The 19073-nt window shown below is 38.8% G+C and carries 20 protein-coding genes; 18 read left to right on the top strand and 2 right to left on the bottom strand.

Annotation, left to right across the window (positions count from 1 at the left end; all coding sequences use genetic code 11):
- Positions 1–161 precede the first annotated feature (161 nt).
- The 10 genes from D8852_RS09250 to rpsD all read left to right on the top strand — a co-directional run bounded on the left by D8852_RS09250 (position 162) and on the right by rpsD (position 10633).
- A complete protein-coding gene (locus D8852_RS09250; RefSeq protein ID WP_000854375.1) occupies positions 162–878 on the top strand; it encodes an ABC transporter ATP-binding protein in 717 nt (238 codons plus the stop codon).
- 1 nt (position 879) lies between these two features.
- Entirely contained in the window at positions 880–1962 is a 1083-nt protein-coding gene (locus tag D8852_RS09245; RefSeq protein ID WP_001259044.1) for an ABC transporter permease, read from the top strand.
- Between the two features lie 39 nt (positions 1963–2001).
- The gene (locus tag D8852_RS09240; protein WP_000361926.1) at positions 2002–2625 is read left to right on the top strand and encodes a TetR/AcrR family transcriptional regulator; all 624 of its coding nucleotides are present in this window, start codon (positions 2002–2004) and stop codon (positions 2623–2625) included.
- A 284-nt stretch (positions 2626–2909) separates the two neighbouring features.
- Positions 2910–3674: a nucleoside phosphorylase gene (locus tag D8852_RS09230; RefSeq protein WP_125426011.1), complete on the top strand. Its 765-nt coding sequence runs from the start codon at positions 2910–2912 to the stop codon at positions 3672–3674.
- A 33-nt stretch (positions 3675–3707) separates the two neighbouring features.
- Positions 3708–5087: a TrkH family potassium uptake protein gene (locus tag D8852_RS09225; RefSeq protein ID WP_125426008.1), complete on the top strand. Its 1380-nt coding sequence runs from the start codon at positions 3708–3710 to the stop codon at positions 5085–5087.
- 13 nt (positions 5088–5100) lie between these two features.
- Positions 5101–5766, top strand: a complete 666-nt coding sequence (locus D8852_RS09220) for a potassium channel family protein (protein ID WP_125426005.1) — start codon at positions 5101–5103, stop codon at positions 5764–5766.
- 155 nt (positions 5767–5921) lie between these two features.
- Positions 5922–8009: an SSURE domain-containing protein gene (locus D8852_RS09215; RefSeq protein ID WP_125426002.1), complete on the top strand. Its 2088-nt coding sequence runs from the start codon at positions 5922–5924 to the stop codon at positions 8007–8009.
- Between the two features lie 80 nt (positions 8010–8089).
- Complete coding sequence (locus D8852_RS09210) at positions 8090–8788, top strand: response regulator transcription factor (RefSeq protein WP_000751225.1); 699 nt, start codon at positions 8090–8092, stop codon at positions 8786–8788.
- Complete coding sequence (locus D8852_RS09205; RefSeq protein WP_125425999.1) at positions 8785–9819, top strand: sensor histidine kinase; 1035 nt, start codon at positions 8785–8787, stop codon at positions 9817–9819. The genes D8852_RS09210 and D8852_RS09205 overlap by 4 nt, the downstream gene beginning before the upstream one ends.
- A 202-nt stretch (positions 9820–10021) precedes the next feature.
- Positions 10022–10633 (top strand): 30S ribosomal protein S4, encoded by a 612-nt coding sequence (rpsD, locus tag D8852_RS09200; RefSeq protein ID WP_000092756.1) that lies wholly within the window; start codon positions 10022–10024, stop codon positions 10631–10633.
- A gap of 131 nt (positions 10634–10764) precedes the next feature.
- On the opposite strand, the gene D8852_RS09195 is transcribed toward rpsD, so the two are convergent.
- A complete protein-coding gene (locus D8852_RS09195; protein WP_125425996.1) occupies positions 10765–11283 on the bottom strand; it encodes an HXXEE domain-containing protein in 519 nt (172 codons plus the stop codon).
- Between the two features lie 309 nt (positions 11284–11592).
- On the opposite strand from D8852_RS09195, the gene D8852_RS09190 reads away from it, so the two are divergent.
- The 8 genes from D8852_RS09190 to D8852_RS09155 all read left to right on the top strand — a co-directional run bounded on the left by D8852_RS09190 (position 11593) and on the right by D8852_RS09155 (position 17805).
- The gene (locus D8852_RS09190; protein WP_032461254.1) at positions 11593–12099 is read left to right on the top strand and encodes a hypothetical protein; all 507 of its coding nucleotides are present in this window, start codon (positions 11593–11595) and stop codon (positions 12097–12099) included.
- A 202-nt stretch (positions 12100–12301) separates the two neighbouring features.
- The gene (locus D8852_RS09185) at positions 12302–12601 is read left to right on the top strand and encodes a hypothetical protein (RefSeq protein WP_032461253.1); all 300 of its coding nucleotides are present in this window, start codon (positions 12302–12304) and stop codon (positions 12599–12601) included.
- Between the two features lie 62 nt (positions 12602–12663).
- Positions 12664–12879 (top strand): hypothetical protein, encoded by a 216-nt coding sequence (locus D8852_RS09180; protein ID WP_032461252.1) that lies wholly within the window; start codon positions 12664–12666, stop codon positions 12877–12879.
- A 15-nt stretch (positions 12880–12894) separates the two neighbouring features.
- Positions 12895–14268 (top strand): FtsK/SpoIIIE domain-containing protein, encoded by a 1374-nt coding sequence (locus D8852_RS09175; protein ID WP_125425989.1) that lies wholly within the window; start codon positions 12895–12897, stop codon positions 14266–14268.
- A 275-nt stretch (positions 14269–14543) separates the two neighbouring features.
- Positions 14544–14963 carry a hypothetical protein gene (locus D8852_RS09170; protein ID WP_048785823.1) on the top strand — a complete coding sequence of 140 codons (420 nt, stop codon included), beginning with the start codon at positions 14544–14546 and terminating at the stop codon, positions 14961–14963.
- Positions 14964–14967: 4 nt separating this feature from the next.
- Positions 14968–15984 (top strand): replication initiation factor domain-containing protein, encoded by a 1017-nt coding sequence (locus tag D8852_RS09165; protein ID WP_125425986.1) that lies wholly within the window; start codon positions 14968–14970, stop codon positions 15982–15984.
- A 60-nt stretch (positions 15985–16044) separates the two neighbouring features.
- Positions 16045–16293, top strand: coding sequence for a hypothetical protein (locus D8852_RS09160; protein WP_125425983.1), 249 nt, complete (start codon positions 16045–16047; stop codon positions 16291–16293).
- Between the two features lie 15 nt (positions 16294–16308).
- Positions 16309–17805, top strand: coding sequence for a tyrosine-type recombinase/integrase (locus tag D8852_RS09155; protein WP_125425980.1), 1497 nt, complete (start codon positions 16309–16311; stop codon positions 17803–17805).
- Positions 17806–17891: 86 nt separating this feature from the next.
- Here the strand turns inward: D8852_RS09155 and D8852_RS09150 are convergent.
- A partial coding sequence (locus D8852_RS09150; RefSeq protein ID WP_260467102.1) for a hypothetical protein occupies positions 17892–19073 on the bottom strand: 1182 nt, incomplete at its 5' end.

Below are 19073 nucleotides of genomic sequence, written 5' to 3'. Positions count from 1 at the left end.
AGCTCTAAAAGCAATAGCTATCCATTATAAACATCAGATACGAATCTGGTGTTTTATTTTTTTAAAGAATTTAACCCTTTCTCTTGACAAGTGAGTGATTACTCACTATAATAGCTTCGGTGATTTAAAAAGTGAGTATTAACTCACCAAGGAGGAAGTAAATGAAAACATTACTACATTTACAAGATTTAGTAAAATCTTTTGACCATCAAATAGTTCTGAATCATGTCAGCTTTGAATTGCAGCCAGGAGAAATTATAGGATTAATTGGTCCGTCTGGTGCTGGTAAATCAACTATGATTAAGACTACGTTAGGAATGGAAAAGGCTGATGGAGGCGTAGCTTTAGTGTTAAATCACACTATGCCCAATCGCCATATTTTAGGAGATATTGGCTATATGGCCCAATCAGATGCTTTATACGAGTCCTTGTCAGGCCAAGAAAATCTGGAATTTTTTGGTCAGCTAAAGGGGCTTTCTAAAAAAGACCTAAAGGCGGAAATTGCTTATATAGCTCAAGTAGTAGATCTGACAGACTACTTAAACAAGGCGGTATCTGGTTATTCTGGAGGAATGAAACGGCGTTTGTCACTGGCTATCGCGCTTTTAGGAAATCCTCAACTCTTGATTTTGGACGAACCGACAGTTGGAATCGACCCTTCTCTTCGAAAGAAAATCTGGAAAGAATTATTCGCGCTTAGAGACAATGGGGTTGGGATATTAGTTACTACCCATGTTATGGATGAAGCAGAGTTGACGGATAAGGTCGGCTTATTATTAGGCGGAAAAATCATTGCTTTTGATACACCGCAACACTTAAAAGAAAGTTATCAAGTTTCAAGTATTGAAGAAGTATTTTTAAAAGCAGAAGGTGAGTAAAATGAGAACAATAGCGATTGCAAAAAAAGTCATCAAAGAATTACTTCGCGACAAACGAACTCTAGCCCTGATGTTTATAGCACCTGTTTTTATCATGTGGTTGATGAACCTCATGTTTTCAGCTAGTACAACCGTGGATGTCAAGTTAGCAACACAGGATCTACCAACTGGTTTGGTAACGAAAATGGATGAGCTCGATCATGTGGACGTCGAGACTTATCAAGACTTAGATCAAGCCAAAGAAGCGCTAGCAAATGAAAAAGTCGATGCTGTGATTTCTTATAAAGACGGTGAGTACCAGGTCGACTACGCAAATACGGATGCTTCTAAAACAACTATGACACGACAAGTGTTACGAACGAGTATCGCCAGTGAAGGCACCGATCAGTTAGTATCTCGTGTTAAACAAGCTCTTCCACAATTGGACTCGGACGCAAAAACACCAGAAATCAAGGAGTCTTACCAGTATGGAGATGAAAATACAAGCTTCTTTACCAGCATGATTCCGGTTTTGATAGGTTTTGTAGTTTTCTTCTTTGTCTTTTTGATTTCAGGTATGGCGCTTTTGAAAGAGCGCACCAGTGGAACACTAGAACGTTTGTTAGCAACACCAGTGAAACGATCTGAAATCGTCTATGGCTATATGTTGTCTTACGGTATTATTGCGATTTTTCAAACGGCAGTTGTCGTTTTAGCAGCAATTTGGCTACTAGATGTAGAAGTTGTAGGAAGTATTTTAAATGTTATAATAGTTAATGTGGTACTGGCTCTTGTAGCACTAGCTTTTGGAATTCTCTTGTCTACTCTAGCAAAATCAGAATTCCAAATGATGCAATTTATTCCTCTCGTGATTATGCCCCAACTTTTTTTCTCAGGAATTATTCCATTGTCATCCATGGGAGAATGGGCTCCAACTGTGGGGAAATTTTTGCCATTAACCTATTCTGGTGATGCAATAAGCCAGATTATTCTTTACGGGCACAATCTTGGTGATATTTTGTCAAATCTTGGTGTTTTAATGGTTTTCTTGATCATTTTAACAATTCTTAATATTGTTGGATTGCGTCGTTATCGTAAAGTTTAGAAATCAACATAAATAATGCTAAAAAGGTGTGAAGATTAGATGGATAAGACTGTTTTTGAATCGTTTGAAGATTACTTAGAAGAAGCGAATTACCCTCAAGGAAAGAAAAAAATCATGCAGGCAGCAGTGGATCTCATATCAACCAGGAGTTACCATGGGACCTCAACTCTTCACATAGCTGAGCGTGCTGGACTAAGCCAAGCAACTTTGTTTAAGTATTTTAAGACGAAGGATGATTTACTGACGGCTATTTTACATCCTGTAGTCCCAGGCATTTTCGGCAGTTTTTTTGAGGAACTCTTAGCTTTTGAAACGACAGAAGAGAGGGTTCGTTATCTCGTCCATGATCGTATGAGCTATCTCAAAAAAAATCGTGCTTTGATGAAAATCATTCTGCAGGAGAGTTTTTCAAATAAAAAACTAAAAAATGAACAGATTTTTATCTGGAGTGCTATTCAAGATAAACTTCGAGTGCTTCATAAGGAATTGCTAGCAGATCCACGTGTAAATCCAGAGTTAACGATTCCTCAAATGGTTCGTATTTGTGTTGGTCCATTGTTGGCTTACTTCGCTCAGCTTTATATCGTTAGTGACAACGGAGAAATAAAGGAAGAAGACCTAGACTTATTAGAAAAACAGATTTTAGGTGGTTTGTGGAAATAGAGTAGGCCTAGACAAAATGGAGGCTAGATTCTATTGGTTTGGCTTCTTGTACAAGATAATATAAAAGGGTATACATTACCTGATGCAGATTTGTGCTTTTTTATTATTGAATTTGGTATTTTGGTGATAGTCCTCAATCACTTTACTAAAACAGAAACCGACTTCTCCAGCGGTGCAACGATTTCTCAAGTGTATGGAAGAGGAGATTTCTGGACTGATAAAGACAACTCCTTGACACTCCGTCAGCTTTTGATACAATAGTACAAAATTAGAGGAGGTGGGCTATGATTCAGAAACATGCGATTCCCATTTTAGAGTTTGATGACAATCCCCAGGCGGTCCTTATGCCAAATCACGAGGTATTGGATTTAAAGTTGCCAAAGAAGTGTATTTATGCGTTTTTGGAGGAGGAGATTGACCGCTATGCCCAGGAAGTAGGGGCGGACTGTATTGGTGAGTTCGTTTCTGCCACCAAGACTTATCCAGTCTATGTCATCAACTACAAGGGCGAGGAGATCTGTCTGGCCCAGGCACCCGTGGGCTCTGCCCCAGCGGCCCAGTTTATGGATTGGTTGGTTGGCTATGGTGTGGAGAAAATCATTTCCACTGGAACCTGTGGCGTCCTATCTGATATAGAGGAAAATGCCTTTCTCATCCCTGTTCGCGCTCTGCGAGATGAGGGGACCAGCTACCATTATGTAGCGCCTTCTCGTTATATGGAGATGCAAATTGAGGCTGTCTCTGCCATTGAGCAAGTTTTGGAGCAAAGAGGCATCCCTTACGAGGAAGTCATGACCTGGACGACAGATGGTTTTTACCGAGAGACGGCTGAAAAGGTTGCTTATCGCAAGGAAGAAGGCTGTGCTGTTGTGGAGATGGAGTGTTCTGCTCTTGCGGCAGTAGCTCAGCTACGTAGCGTTGTCTGGGGAGAGTTGCTCTTTACCGCAGATTCCTTGGCAGATCTGGACAACTACGACAGTCGTGACTGGGGCTCTGAAGCTTTTGATAAGGCACTCGAACTCTGTCTAGCCATTGTGCACCATATGTGAGTGTTCTGACTGTTTTTATGGTAGAATGTAGCTATGTTATTCAAATCATTTTTGGAAAAAATCAAGACGACGCTGTCTCGTTTATCGCCAGCCCGTCGCATCTTTTTAAGTTTTGTCCTAGTAATCTTCTTGGGTTCACTCCTTTTAAGCCTTCCCTTTGTGCAAGCAACAACATCACAAGCGACCTACTTTGATCATCTTTTCACGACGGTATCCATGGTCTGTGTGACAGGGCTCTTCACCCAGCCAGTAGCCTCTACTTATAATATCTGGGGCCAGTTGATCTGTATGCTCTTGATCCAGATTGGCGGTTTGGGTCTCATGACCTTTATCGGAATCTTTTATATCCAAGGCAAGCAAAAGCTCAGTCTTCGTGGCCGGGAGACCATTCAAGAAAGTTTCGGTTATGGAGAAACCCAGTCTCTAAAGGATTTCATTCGTTCGATCTTTCTGACGACTTTTCTGGTGGAAGGGATCGGTGCCTTTCTCTTGAGTTTTCGCTTTATTCCTGAATTTGGCTGGGGGCGAGGGATTTTAACTTCTATCTTTTTGTCTGTTTCAGCCTTCTGTAATGCTGGATTTGATAATTTTGGAAGTACGAGTTTGCTAGCCTTTCAAACGGACCCCTTGATCAATCTAGTGATTGCGGGTTTGATTATCACGGGTGGTCTAGGATTTATGGTCTGGTTTGACCTAGCGACCCAGTTTGAGAAAAAGAAAAAACGCCGTCTGCGTTTCCATACCAAGCTGGTTCTCTTTTTAACGGCGGGAATTCTGCTCTTTGGAACCGTATCGACTTTGTTCATCGAGTGGAACAATCCTGGAACGATTGGAAATCTCAGTGTTCCAGAGAAACTGCTGGTTAGTTTCTTCCAGACCGTCAGCATGAGAACGGCAGGCTTTGCTTCCATTGACTACACCCAGGCTCGACCAGTTACCTTGTTCATCTATATCCTACAGATGTTTCTGGGCGGGGCACCTGGAGGGACAGCGGGGGGACTCAAGATTACGACCTTCTTTGTCTTGTTGGTCTTTGCTCGTAGCGAACTACTCGGCTTGCCTCATGCCAATGTGGCTCGGAGGACTATTGAACCCCGAACCGTGCAAAAATCTTTCAGTGTCTTTATTATTTTCTTGCTAACATTCTTGCTGGGCTTGATCCTGCTAGGGATAACAGCAGAGGGAAATCCGCGTTTTATCTACCTCATGTTTGAGACCATTTCAGCCCTTGCGACAGTTGGAGTGACGGCAAATTTAACACCAGAGCTAGGCAAGATAGCTCTCAGCATCGTTATGTTGTTGATGTTTATTGGCCGTATTGGTCCCTTGACATTACTGGTCAGTGTAGCGGAATACCAGCCAGACAAGAAAGATACGATTCACTATATGAAAGCAGATATCACTATCGGATAAGAAAGGAAGAACGATGTCAGATCGGACAATTGGAATTTTAGGCTTGGGAATTTTTGGGAGCAGTGTTTTGGCTGCCCTAGCCAAGCATGACATGAATATCATTGCTATTGATGACCACGAGGAACGCATTAATCAATTTGAACCTGTGCTGGCGCGTGGGGTAGTTGGAGATATCACGGATGAAGAACTCCTTCTATCAGCGGGGATTGACACCTGTGATACCGTAGTTGTCGCAACGGGTGAAAATCTGGAGTCCAGTGTTCTCGCGGTTATGCACTGCAAGAGTCTAGGAGTGCCGACCGTTATTGCCAAGGTCAAAAGTCATACAGCTAAAAAGGTTCTAGAAAAAATCGGGGCAGACGCAGTCATCTCACCAGAGTTTGAAATGGGGCGCTCATTGGCGCAGACCATCCTCTTTCATAACAGCGTAGACGTCTTTCAGCTGGACAAGAATGTATCGATTGTCGAGATGAAAATCCCCCAATCATGGGTAGGTAAAAGCCTTAGTCAGTTGGATTTGCGTGGGCGATACAACCTCAACGTACTTGGTTTTCGTGCCTACGAAAATGCTCCTCTGGATGTCCAATTCGGACCCAATGACCTCTTGCAGGCAGATGCCTACATCATGGCCGTCATTAATAACCAACATCTGGACACCCTGTCTGAACTGAGTGAGTAGGAGAGGAAGGGCTACTCTCTCTCCAATAATTAACGAGTCAATATAAGTATTTTATAAGAGGGATTTAAGAAAAATTTTAACTTTTTCTTAATCCTTTTTAATTTTAGGAGATTATACTAGAGTCATCAAAAAAAGAAAACTCTAAGGAGAATCCTATGAAATTCAATCCAAATCAAAGATATACTCGTTGGTCTATTCGCCGTCTCAGTGTCGGTGTTGCTTCAGTTGTTGTGGCTAGTGGCTTCTTTGTCCTAGTCGGTCAACCAAGTTCTGCACGTGCTGATGTCGTCAATCCGACTCCTGCCCAAGTCGTGCCAGGCGCTGCTTCGGTGAGTGAAAAGAGCGACTTACCAGCAGAGGTTCTCAAAAAAGCAGTCGATGTAGCTCTTCCTTCAGAACAGTCTATTCCAACACCTAAAGCAAGTGTGGATACGACAAGCTCTTCAGAAAAAGCGGACGAAACTGCTAAAGAGCCAGTAGCAGCACCAAAAGAAGAAGTGCAAGCACAATCTGACTCTAAAAAACAAGCAGAAGATGCAGTTAAACCTGTGGAAAGTTCTGAGTCTACAGTTTCTGGACAAGACCGTGAAGCCAGTGAAGCACAACCAGCGACCACTCCAGCTGAAGTGCAAAAAGGTGTGGCTGACAACACCAAAGACACAGTAGATGTTCCGGCTAGCTACCTTGACAAAGCCAATTTCCCAGGCCCATTTACAGCTGGTGTCAATCAAGTCATTCCATATGAATTCTTCGCTGGTGACGGCATGTTGACTCGCCTTATCTTGAAAGCATCTGATAAGGCTCCATGGTCAGATAACGGAACAGCTAAAAATCCTGCTCTCCCACCAGTAGAAAAATTGGGCAAAGGTCTTTACTTCTACGAAGTGGATTTGGCAGGTACTCAAGGAAAATCTGATAAAGAGCTGCTTGACCTATTGAAACAAAATGGTACGCAAAGCTATAAGGCTACCATCAAGGTGTACGGTGCAAAAGACGGCAAACCTGACTTAACTAATCTGGTAGCAACTAAAGATTTGGATGTTAATTTGAATGGCTTAACCACTCCAGCTGAAGTACAAAAAGGTGTGGCTGACAACACCAAAGACACAGTAGATGTCCCAGCTACTTACTTGGACAAGGCTAACTTCCCTGGTCCCTTCACAGCTGGTGTCAATCAAGTCATTCCATATGAATTCTTCGCTGGTGACGGCATGTTGACTCGTCTTATCTTGAAAGCATCCGATAAGGCTCCATGGTCAGACAATGGAACGGCTAAAAATCCCGCTCTCCCACCAGTAGAAAAATTGGGCAAAGGCCTTTACTTCTACGAAGTAGACTTGGCTGGCACCCAAGGCAAATCTGATAAAGAGTTGCTTGACCTCTTGAAACAAAATGGAACTCAAAGTTATAAGGCAACCATCAAGGTGTACGGTGCAAAAGACGGCAAGCCTGACTTAACTAATCTGGTAGCAACTAAAGATTTGACTGTTAATTTGAAAGCTTCAACCACACCAAATCAGGTTAAAGACTCTGTTGCTAATAACATCAAAAATAGCATTGATGTTCCAGCTAGCTACCTTGAAAAAGCAAATGTTCCAGGTCCATTCTTGGCAGGTGTTAACCAAGTTATTCCATACGAAGCTTTTGGTGGAGATGGCATGTTGACTCGCCTCTTGTTAAAAGCTTCAGACAAAGCCCCATGGTCAGACAACGGAACGGCTAAAAATCCTGCTCTATTGCCACTTGAAGGCTTGGCTAAAGGCCAATATTTCTACGAAGTGGATTTGAATGGCAATACGGTTGGTAAAGATGGTCAGGCCTTGCTTGATCAACTTCGAGCTAACGGAACCCATACATACCTAGCTACTGTTAAAGTCTATGGTTCTAAAGATGGCAAACCTGATTTGACCAATCTGATTGCTACTCGTCAAGTAACGATTCAGCTTCGTGGAAAAGAAATGGTGACAATACCATCTCAACAAGGTCAGATGAATACGAAGCCTTCTGAAACAGGCTCTACAGGTACGACTGAGGGTATGATGGGTACAAATCACCATATGTCAGATATGAAAGTAGATCAACCAGCTTCTAGCCCAATGGCTAATATGATGAAAAAAGATGATAAAGCGATGCTACCAAATACTGGGGAAGCTCAAACAGCTACAGCTGGCCTTGGTATTTTTGGTCTAGCCTTGGCAGGGCTTGTTGGACTTTTGGGTTTGACAACCAAACGAGAAGATTAAGATTCAAATCACTTAAACATTAGGGAAAATAGTGTTATACTAAAGCAAGTATAACACTGTTTTTATCAAAGGAGTGTCAGATGAAAAAGACAATTTTGCTGGTTGATGATGAGATAGATATTCTAGATATTCAAAACCGCTATCTTATACAGGCAGGTTATGATGTTTTGGTTGCCCATGATGGTAAGGAGGGATTAGAACTTTTCAGAAAAAAATCTATCGACCTCATTATCACAGATATCATGATGCCCAATATGGACGGTTATGATTTTATCAGTGAAGTTCAGTATATCGCTCCGGATCAACCCTTCCTCTTTACAACTGCTAAGACAAGCGAACAGGATAAGATTTATGGATTAAGTTTGGGGGCAGATGATTTTATAGTCAAACCCTTTAGCCCACGTGAATTGGTTTTAAGAGTGAATAATATCTTGCGTCGCCTTAGCCGTGGAGGAGAGACAGAACAGATCGAGTTTGGTGACTTGGTAATCAACCATGTGACTCATGAGGTTCGCATTGGGGAGCAACCTTTGGAATTGACAGTAAAATCCTTTGAACTTCTATGGGTATTAGCCAGCAATCCTGAGAGAGTCTTTTCAAAGACGGAACTTTATGAGAAGGTATGGCAAGAGGACTATGTGGATGATACTAATACACTCAATGTTCATATCCATGCTTTGAGGCAAGAGTTGACCAAGTATACAAATTCAAATGCTCCTGCTATCAAAACTGTCTGGGGTTTGGGCTATAAGATGGAAAGACCAAGAGGTAGAAAATGAAATTAAAAAACTATATTTTAGTGGGGTATCTAGTGTCGACTCTACTAACGATTTTGGTCGTTTTCTGGGCAGTCCAACGAATGTTGATCGAGAAAAGCGAAGTTTACTTTCTAGTTGGAATGACCTTGATTGCTAGTTTCATTGGCGCTGCAGTGAGCATCTTTCTTTTGTCGCCTGTGTTCTCTTCTCTGAAACATTTGAAAAAACAAGCTCAGGATATAGCCAGCAAGGATTTCAGTACAGAAATCGAAACCAAAGGCCCATTAGAATTTCAAGAGCTGGGGCAGGCTTTTAATGACATGTCCCACAATTTGCAGGCTACCTTTCAATCACTTGATGAGAGCGAGCAAGAAAAGAGAATGATGATTGCGCAGCTCTCTCACGATATTAAAACTCCCATTACCTCCATTCAGGTTACTGTGGAGGGAATTCTAGATGGAATGATTAAGGAAGAGGAGCGGTTCCACTACTTAGCCACGATTGGTCGACAAACTGAGCGTCTAAACAAGCTAGTGGAGGAGTTGGATGTTTTGACTCTCAATACACAACCTCAAGATACTGCTGATGAAGAAGTCGAAGAGGTATTTTTAGATCAGCTGTTGATTGAGTCAATGAGTGAATTTCAACTCCAGATTGAACAAGAGGAGCGAGATGTTTACATTCAAGTGTCACCTGAGTCAGCGAAAATCAAGAGCCATTCTGACAAACTTTCTCGCATTCTGGTCAATTTGTTAAACAATGCCTTTAAATATTCAGAACCAGGAACCAGAATTGAGGTTCTTGCCCAATTAACAGAACAAGAGCTGACAATCAGTGTGAAAGACGAGGGTCAGGGGATCCTTCCTGAAGATTTGGAAAAGATCTTTAAACGACTTTATCGTGTAGAAACTTCGCGCAATATGAAGACAGGTGGACATGGATTAGGTCTTGCGATCGCACGAGAACTAGCCCATCAGCTTGGTGGCGAAATCACAGCAGAAAGTCAATATGGCTTAGGAAGCAAGTTTACATTCAGCCTCAATTTGAAATAAAGGCGTAAAATCCCTTTACAAATCTAGCTTTTCATGGTATAATAGCCTTTGTGTGAAATAGCAGCAGGAAAGCATGAAGCTCGTCAACAGGTGTCTTATGACAAGTAACCTTGGCTGTTTAGGCGAAGGGCATCTGCACGAATCAGGGCTTTCTAAGTGACTATTTCCACCGAAATATTATTTATATCAGGAGGACATACACATGTCACGTTATACAGGACCATCTTGGAAACAAGCTCGTCGCCTTGGCCTTTCACTTACAGGTACAGGTAAAGAATTGGCACGTCGTAACTACGTACCAGGACAACACGGACCAAACAACCGTTCTAAATTGTCAGAATACGGTTTGCAATTGGCTGAAAAACAAAAACTTCGTTTCACTTACGGTGTAGGTGAAAAACAATTCCGTAACTTGTTCGTACAAGCTACAAAAATCAAAGGCGGAATCCTAGGTTTCAACTTCATGCTTCTTTTGGAACGTCGTTTGGATAACGTTGTTTACCGTCTTGGTCTTGCGACTACTCGTCGTCAAGCTCGTCAATTCGTAAACCACGGTCACATCCTTGTTGACGGAAAACGCGTTGATATCCCATCATACCGCGTAACTCCAGGTCAAGTGATCTCAGTTCGTGAAAAATCATTGAAAGTTCCAGCAATCCTTGAAGCAGTAGAAGCTACTCTTGGACGCCCAGCATTCGTATCATTCGACGCTGAAAAATTGGAAGGTTCATTGACTCGCTTGCCAGAACGCGACGAAATCAACCCAGAAATCAACGAAGCACTTGTCGTTGAATTCTACAACAAAATGCTTTAATTTTAAGAAATATCTTACAGAAAGCCTACAACAGTGGGCTTTTTGCTTTGTCTTGAAAAACTATAGAACACTTCTTAACTGTGAAGGAGGATAAAAAATTCCCTGCAAATTGAAATTGCAAGGAACTTTTGTTAATGGTTATGGGCAAGCCAGGCGGAATATTTTTTCCCGAGCCAGAGAGCAAAGAGGAGATTGATGACGACGATGCCTGAACTGACCAGTGAAAATAGGAAAAATTCGCTAGTCGAAACCTGCCACAAATGCACGATGTCTGTAATCAAATAAGCACTGACAGGAAAACAAAGGATAGAAGTGATGAGAGCAGGGATATACTTACGGAGAAGAATTGATTGTCCAATATGGAGCAAGAGATGGAGTGCAAAGGCCACAAATCCTCCTAACCAAACTAATTCGAGCGCTCTAGATTGAGTAAGATACGCTAATAAAGTGATGGATAAGACAAGAATAAACTCCTCAAAAACAGCAAGGGCAAATCCCTCTGTTGTAATTCCTTTGTGAATCTTGAGAATAGCAGGAGCCTTTTGAGCCAGCAAGGTTTCGTTGAGATGAATCCAAGGGACAAGACCGATAATTTCTTCCATATCGTGAAAGATAAAGAGTAGCGGGAACATCCAAAGATAAAATACCATAAATCTCTCCTGAAAAGCTATAGATTGCTAACCAATAAAGCAAAAAACGCCCAGTAAGGCGTTTTGAGGTAGGTGTGCTTATTTAACTTCTGTGAAGAAGATTTAGTTTTAAGGAAATATAATGATACTTAGAAACCTTAATGTGATAGACTTTTTATATTGGAGAAAATAAATGATAAATAGAAGAATGTGACTTTTTGGGAGTTTAATCAGTTATGTTTTAGGGGTTAGGTTTGAGTTGTATAAACTTGCAAAAATTTAAAAGAAGATGTAGAATATAAGAAAAAATGTAAGAAATGGTGAAATGGAATGGAATATTATCAAGCTAGAATTTCCTTCGAGGCTGCTCAATATCTAGAAGAGATGAGACTTTATTATGAAGTGGTCACAGGTGGAAGTATATCAAAAGGTGAGTGTTTGAATCGAGCATATAGAGATTCTTTGAATATCGATGATTGGAAAAAAGTCTATGATTCAAGAATATCAATCAAAAATCATTCAATTAGTGATTCTTCGAAATTATTAAAAGTTCAAATTACTGAGGATACCAAAAACGGAATTCAGCAGTTGAAATCAACTCTCCCATCAATACTGGGAGCAAGGTCTGTAACTATTGGAGTTTGTATCAGAGAAATGCTAAAAGCGGCTTATATTGTTACTCATGAAACAAATACAAATCAGATATTTAGTGAGGTTTCCGAAAAAATAAGGGAAAGTATTGATAGATTAAAGAATTGTAATGATAATGATGTCAGAGAGATAGCAATTAGTCAATTTATTGAGTTAGAAAAAATAGTTAATAGTATAATCGGTTAAGGCTAGTTTAAATACTGGTCTTTTTTCTTACATTTTTTCGTACAAAATGTTGACAAACATCCAGTAGTGGGGTAGAATAGTTGTAAGAAAAAATGTAAGAAAGGAGAGAGATGAAAGCAAGAGCCTCCCCAATAAGAATCAGAATAAAAGTCGGAAATAGGAAATTCTATTTTACATTATTTTAAAAAAAGGAGAAATCAAAATGATTACAAGCAAAGCAATGCTTGTCTTACAAGCACTACACACTCCAGAATTGAGAGCCAAAGCTTCTGAAAAAGCTAGAAATCACGGATTACTACATGGGACAACTGTTCATACTCTGGGACTGGCACAGCTCCTAAAAGATGAGGGAATCACGGAAACTTTCCAAGAGTTCTATGCCCAAGCACTTGTGGCATTTTATGACTATGCCACAACTCATTTTCACATTGGAAACCCATCTATTTCTATGTTGGATAACCTTGTTCGTGGCAAGAGGATTTTATGGGATAACTACAAATAATTATGAGGGGAGGTTCACTCCTCCCCCCCCTTTTGTTAATAAAATAAAAATGGAGAACAAAAATGAGAAATTACTTTTGGCAAACCAGTACATTTGTGCTACTTTCTATTATTTCAGTCTTAGCTGGCTTCACAGCTGATGGTATCAATTTCAAAGCGTACACCCCACTTTTGTCCGCCAAAGTGGCAGTATTATTGTCAGCAGTCGTATTAGTTGTTCAGTTGCCTTCACTAATTTTGCTATTAGTTGATAAAAAGTGTTCAAAAAAACTTGAGTAAGTGAGGTGTGTCTATATGGGGATATTTGGTCGGTTATTGTTGTGGAATAGAGGACGAGTAAGGAAATTTAAACCTAGTCTCTATCTTCCATTCAGATATAGCAGGGCTATTTCAATTTACTTTTATGGTGTTTTTATAGTTCTTTTGATTAGTATCTTCGCCAATTTTCAAACAAATTTGGCAAATACTCTTGTTGCGATCTTATTCTTAGGGATTGCTGTATTTTCCTTTAGGTATTGGAAACGGAGACAATCAAGGTTCTTTAACAGTGTCAGCCATGCCTTAAATTATATGGTGATTTCTAATAAGTTTTATGAAAGTCAAGTGATTAACGGTAAGGAAAAAATCATCAATTATATCCCGCTCCAGTTCCAAGAAACTGAGCAAGATGTCCGAGTGGCGTGTATGAAATATGGTGGCAAGTACGATGCCAAAGCTAATCAACTTGGTTCTCTCCTCTCTAGTGCTTTGTCTTTGGAGTTGGAAGAAATGATTGAATACACTAATTCCGTGATGTATATCTTCCCTAAATCTGCTGAAAAGAGATTGACTTGGGAGGACACCCTTGAAACTACAGAGATAACAATTTCTGAGAAAGTAGGCTGGCAATTTGGCTCACCTCCACATGTGCTTCTAGCAGGGTCAACAAAATCAGGGAAAACAGTGATAATAGAGAACCTAGTGGCTCAATACTTGCGTTTAAGTTCTGAAATTAAGTTATTAGACCCTAAGAAAGGAGAATTGTCATGGCTTGTTGGTAAGAAATTGGAGGATAGGTTGGGCTATAGGATTGTTTATAATAGTCCGTTTCAAATTGCTGGTGCTCTGCGAGAGGCTGTTGAAGAAATGAATAGACGTTTTCAAGTTATGGCAGATAATCCAGACATCTATATTTCTAAAGGGAAAGTTTTATCGTGGGCTGATGTTAAGGGGAACTATCCTCTTATTATCGTGCTTGATGAGGGGATTGCTTTCAAAACAGAGGCAGAAACTACTAAAGAAGGGAAACAAGCCTATCAAGAGGCAATGTCGAACCTTGGAAGTCTATTAGTAAAATCTCGCCAAGCCTCTATTGAAGTTATAGTAGGTCTGCAGAGAGCCTCAAGTGACTTCATTCCGACGTATATGAGGCAAAACTTTGGCACAGCACTCTTATTAGGTTCGACTACTGCTGATTCAGATTCGTGTCGCATGATGTTTTCAAGTCAAGATATTGATTACAAGACTTGTGATATTGGAACAGGCTATATTCAAATTGACGGAGTTATTCCTACTCCTAAATATGTTGAAGTTCCATTCAAGTCTGATGAACTAGAATTTGAGAAATATTTTGATAAGGCTTGCGATTTTTATTGGAGTATGAGAAACAATGACGGTCTTTCGGACTAGCGAAATAGGGACGATTGCCCAGGGGCAGAATCGAGCGGAGCGTTCCTCTTTTCGCTAGGAAGAAAGAGCCTACCGACTGCTTTGCAGGAGGTCAGAAAAATACCCCCAGTACTAATAGGGGGTACACACCTACACGAAATGGTGGCTAAACCCTTGATACGTAAGGGGTTGGGCATAGTCGGTTGTACTTGTTTTCCTTAAACCTTTGTGGGAGTAAGGTTCAGAGTGATTTTCGTGTAGGATATGATTTTTTGAATAGAAAAAGGAGTTATATTATGACTTATAACATGACAGACACAACCCTTAAGATTGGAACTCTTGATTTGGATATGTCACAATTTGATATTCCGAAAAAAGTAGTTATACTATCTGCTAAAGTTAATAACAGGTATAACGATGTTAATGGCGAGAAAATCAAGACTGAAGAAGTAACTAAAATTGCTTGTACTGCACTTGATGCCGATAAGGTTAAAGTGCTAACTGAAATGGGAATTTCTACTGATGATTTGAAAGCTATCAATCTAGAAATTGTAGGTAATGTAGATAAGGTCGCTACACTTGCTCAAAATGAATCACTTTTGAATGTTCCGATTGAGTTAGTTAAGCCGAAAGTTCGTTTAGCTTGGAACATGGCACGAAGTAACTGGGCTGGTGTTAAATTAGTATGTGAGGACATTAAAATTCTAGGAGCATAACCCTATGAATACAGTCAGAATTGATTATTTTGCAGTAACCGTTAAAAATATTCCTCCAGAAAGTGTTTTGACTGATATTCTTTTAATTCCTTTAGAAGATTTCACATTAAATAATTGGGGAATAAATAAGTATCAGTGGCATTATGCCTGCTCAGAGATAAAAGTATATTTCAATGAAGATAGGCTTTCTATGGGTGTATTTATCGAATTAAAAGGGCAAGGTTGTCGTCAATATGAAGAATTTTTGAAAGGTAACGAAAACAATTGGATTGCTTTAATAAGTCGTTTATATTATCATAATGCTAACTTTACTAGACTAGATATTGCCCACGATATATTTGACGGTAGTTTAGATGTTCAACGAATATATGACTATTGCAAGAAAGGATTATGTATCTCGAAAGCAAAACATTTTGAGTATCATGAAAAAGCGGTCTTAGAAAATGGGGAGCGAGTAGGGGAGACAGTTGCCATAGGTTCAAGAGGGAATCAGCAATGGTGTATCTATAATAAACTTATGGAGCAACTAAGCAAGCAAGAGCTCGTAGAATGCCAATATTGGGTTCGTGCGGAACTTAGATGTTGGCAGGAAAAAGCCAATATTATTGCGGAGCAGTTGTTTCTAAAGCGTCCTTTATCATCTATCTATTTTGAGGCTATAAATGGTCATTATCGTTTTGTTCGTCCTAACGAAACAGATAGCAACCGTTGGAGAAGAAAAAAGGTCAAGTGGTGGTTAGATTATCTCAAGACTGAAAATCAGACGGTTTTGAGTGTTGTAAGGACTAAACCCACGCTACGGAAGTCAGAGGCTTGGACAGAGAAACAGGTAGCCAAAACATTGGCAAAAGTCTATATAGCAAAGTATCAAGCCTATGATGTCGAGGAAGCTGAATCCTATATTCAAGGATTACTAAAAGAAGGTTTATCAAAGCTGACCTGTAATGATGAAAAGGATATAGAGCAGTATATTCGAGAACAGACTAGTTCCCCATTATGGGGAGAAAAAAGAACGACTTGAAAACAAGTCGCCTCTAAAAATTAACTAACTAGATTATAACAGAAGAAAGGAAAGTATTCAATGATAGAGATAAAGAAAAAGTCAGATTATGATTTGACTAAAAATTGGTATCGGAAAAAAGAGTTCTTAGATGAACTTTGGAAGGGCATGAAACTACCAACTTTGGATCACTACATTCGCCAAATGAGAAACAGTCCATATTCTTTTGGAATTTGTGGAACACACGGAAATGTCTTTATTCATGCAGAAGTATTTAAAGATTGGTTTGATTATAAGATTTTTCATGAAAATGAGGCAGTAATAGCTTAGTATAAGGGGGTAAAAATGAAAGTAGGTAAGACTACTCGAGTTTTAACTGTTTATCAATGGAAACCAGACCCGTTTAAAAAAGGTAATGTGCTTGTTAAATTCGCAATGAGATATACTCACCCTTTGATAACCAAAAGTCGTTATAAGTATCTTACAGGGGGAGAAAATAAAGGGTGGTATACGACTAAGGCAATACCAACAGGAAAAGACAGTAAGGGACAAGAGAAGTTACTTATTTCCGATATAAAAAATAGTCAGCTGATTACAAAAGTTTCAAAATTATTAAATGAAATGATTGATGAAACCATATTAGATTTGACTGGAGAGAAACCAAAGGAATTAGAGCCTAGTAAAACTTTATGCCTCAAAGATATAGCTAGACCGTATGATGAAAATAACGAATTATACGGTTTAGCTTTTAGGTGGTGGGTCAATCGTGTTAAGCCTGCCAAGAATACTCTAAAGACTAGAGTTAGTGTGTATAATCAGCATATCTCCCCATATTTCAATGAAAATATGAGCCTTAAACAGTTCTGTATGGAACAGGAAAAAATGCAAGCTATCATTAATAATACAAGTGAGGGAACTTCAAAGAATATTCATATCTATCTTAAGATGATATTTGATTGGGCGGTAGAACAGGGAGAATTGACAGCGTTGCAACACCCTATTCTGAATAAGAGGGTTAAACGTAAGACGCTGACAAGTGCAGAGGAGCAGGCGAAACTTAGGGAAGATATAGCTGAAAAATATCTTGAAGTTGACGAGGCTAACCAAGTGTTTAAGATTATTGAAAACTGGACTAAGCGACATAATAATGAATTAGTTGCTGATGTACTCAGAATTATCTACTTGACAGGTATGAGACCGAGTGAGGCATTAGGTTTGAATGAAGATGTTCTAGATTTCAAGAATAAACTCATTAAGGTTCATTGGCAGAGGGCAAGCCATAATAAGACTGACAAAGAAATGGCAGAGGAAGATTTACGTGATGAGAAGGAACGATATAGAGCAATTCTAAAGACTAAAGAAAGTGTTAGAACTATCCCAATGTCACCAAAAGTAGAACAAATCTTACTGAAGTATATTGAACGAAATAAGTTTCAAGCAGAATTCAATCCAACTTATAAAGATATGGGCTATATATTTACTAGAATCTACGTTAAAGGCAAGAATCAACAAGGTAGCCCAATGTACCATACAGAAATTTCAATGTTCTTAAGAGGTGGTGCTAGCCAGTCGGCAAAGTATAATAAGAAAAGCGGAAAACCTTATAAAGATATTGATGACTTAGTAGATTTTGGTAGACCTATTCATATAGTTCCTCACATGTTTCGACATAGCTTTGTTTCAGTTATGGCAGAGAAGAATGTAAGCCTAAACGTTATTCGAGAATTTGTAGGACATTCAGAAGATAGTAGAGAGATAGAAAAAATCTACCTTCATGTTATGCAAAAAGGAAAGGATAAGATTGAACAAGCTATGATAGATTTGGCTGAAATTATCTCTTAATGATTATAATCAGTTAAAATTCAATTATTTTACTAAAATCAAAAGAAAAAAAGCCTTTGAAATCAACATTTCAAAGGCTTTAAACATCATTTGTGATTTCTATAAATTAGTATTCCAGTAGACAAAAGGATAGTAATCATAGCACTAATTGATAAAATTTTAATATCATCAGTAAAAATATCTACAACTTCAAGAACAGAGACAGAACCGACAAGGAACAATATGATTTCCATCATTTTATTTTTTTGTAAATCATTAAACTGGTTTCGATCTTTTAATAAGGCAAATTCTTCTTGTTTAATTTTCTCTATATATTCATCGTGCTTAAAATAAGAATTTTGTTGCAAATGGGTGAATAAATCAAAAACTGTTCGATGATTGATTCGATAGATAAACAGAGAAGATCTTTTATAGTTGTGAATCCACTCATTAAATTTAATCAGTTGTTTATCATTTGAAAGTTTAAATTTTTCGAGTCCATCCATAATAGTCTCATCTAAACACACTAATTGAAAGAACGGAGTAGCAGAAGCTAAAAAGAGACCGGCTTGTTGTAAAAAATTAGATTCAAAATCATTAGAATTGTCATCATTCCAAATGATATAATTTGCTCCTTTGTTTATGTAGTTGATAGAATCTAAATCAAAATAGTTTGTTAAATAGTATTTTGATTTCTCTTTAGAAGATAGAGATTGTATGCTATATGGGGCATTAATCATCCAAGTATATAATTTGTCTTTTTTAAAAAACCCCATTTTATTCATCTCACTCATATTGGTAATAAAATGTAAAAAAAAGAAACGTTCACTTAACTGTATTCCCCCATTTATTGAAGACAATTCTTTTTTTATATAATTCAAAATATCATCTAATTGTTGTGAAGAGTTTAGAGAGTAAGATTTATTTTTCTTTTTAAAATCAGGAAACATTTTGGCTTTCATTGTTGTATAGGAACTGAAAAAGTCTACAGCATAGAATGAAGACCTTAAGTCCTCAAATAATTCTATTATTATTGATCCGTTTTGAAAAATAGTGAGCGTAACAAAGAAAAAATGTAATTCATCTTCTAAACTTAATTCTATCAGAGGTGCAAAAACAAATTTAACAAATTGATTAGATTTAGAACTATATAGACAATTTTGTTTTGCGTTTTCTAGTTTTGTAAAATATAAATCTAAATAGTAATTTGTTTTCTCGTCTACCTTGCTTTTTAAATGTTGTAACTCTTTGGGGATTTTCCATGGTTCGTGTTTTTTTGAAAAAAGTTG

This window comes from Streptococcus mitis, assembly GCF_003942695.1.
Lineage (GTDB): Bacteria > Bacillota > Bacilli > Lactobacillales > Streptococcaceae > Streptococcus > Streptococcus mitis_BD.
This window is presented reverse-complemented; position numbering and strand designations above follow the sequence as displayed.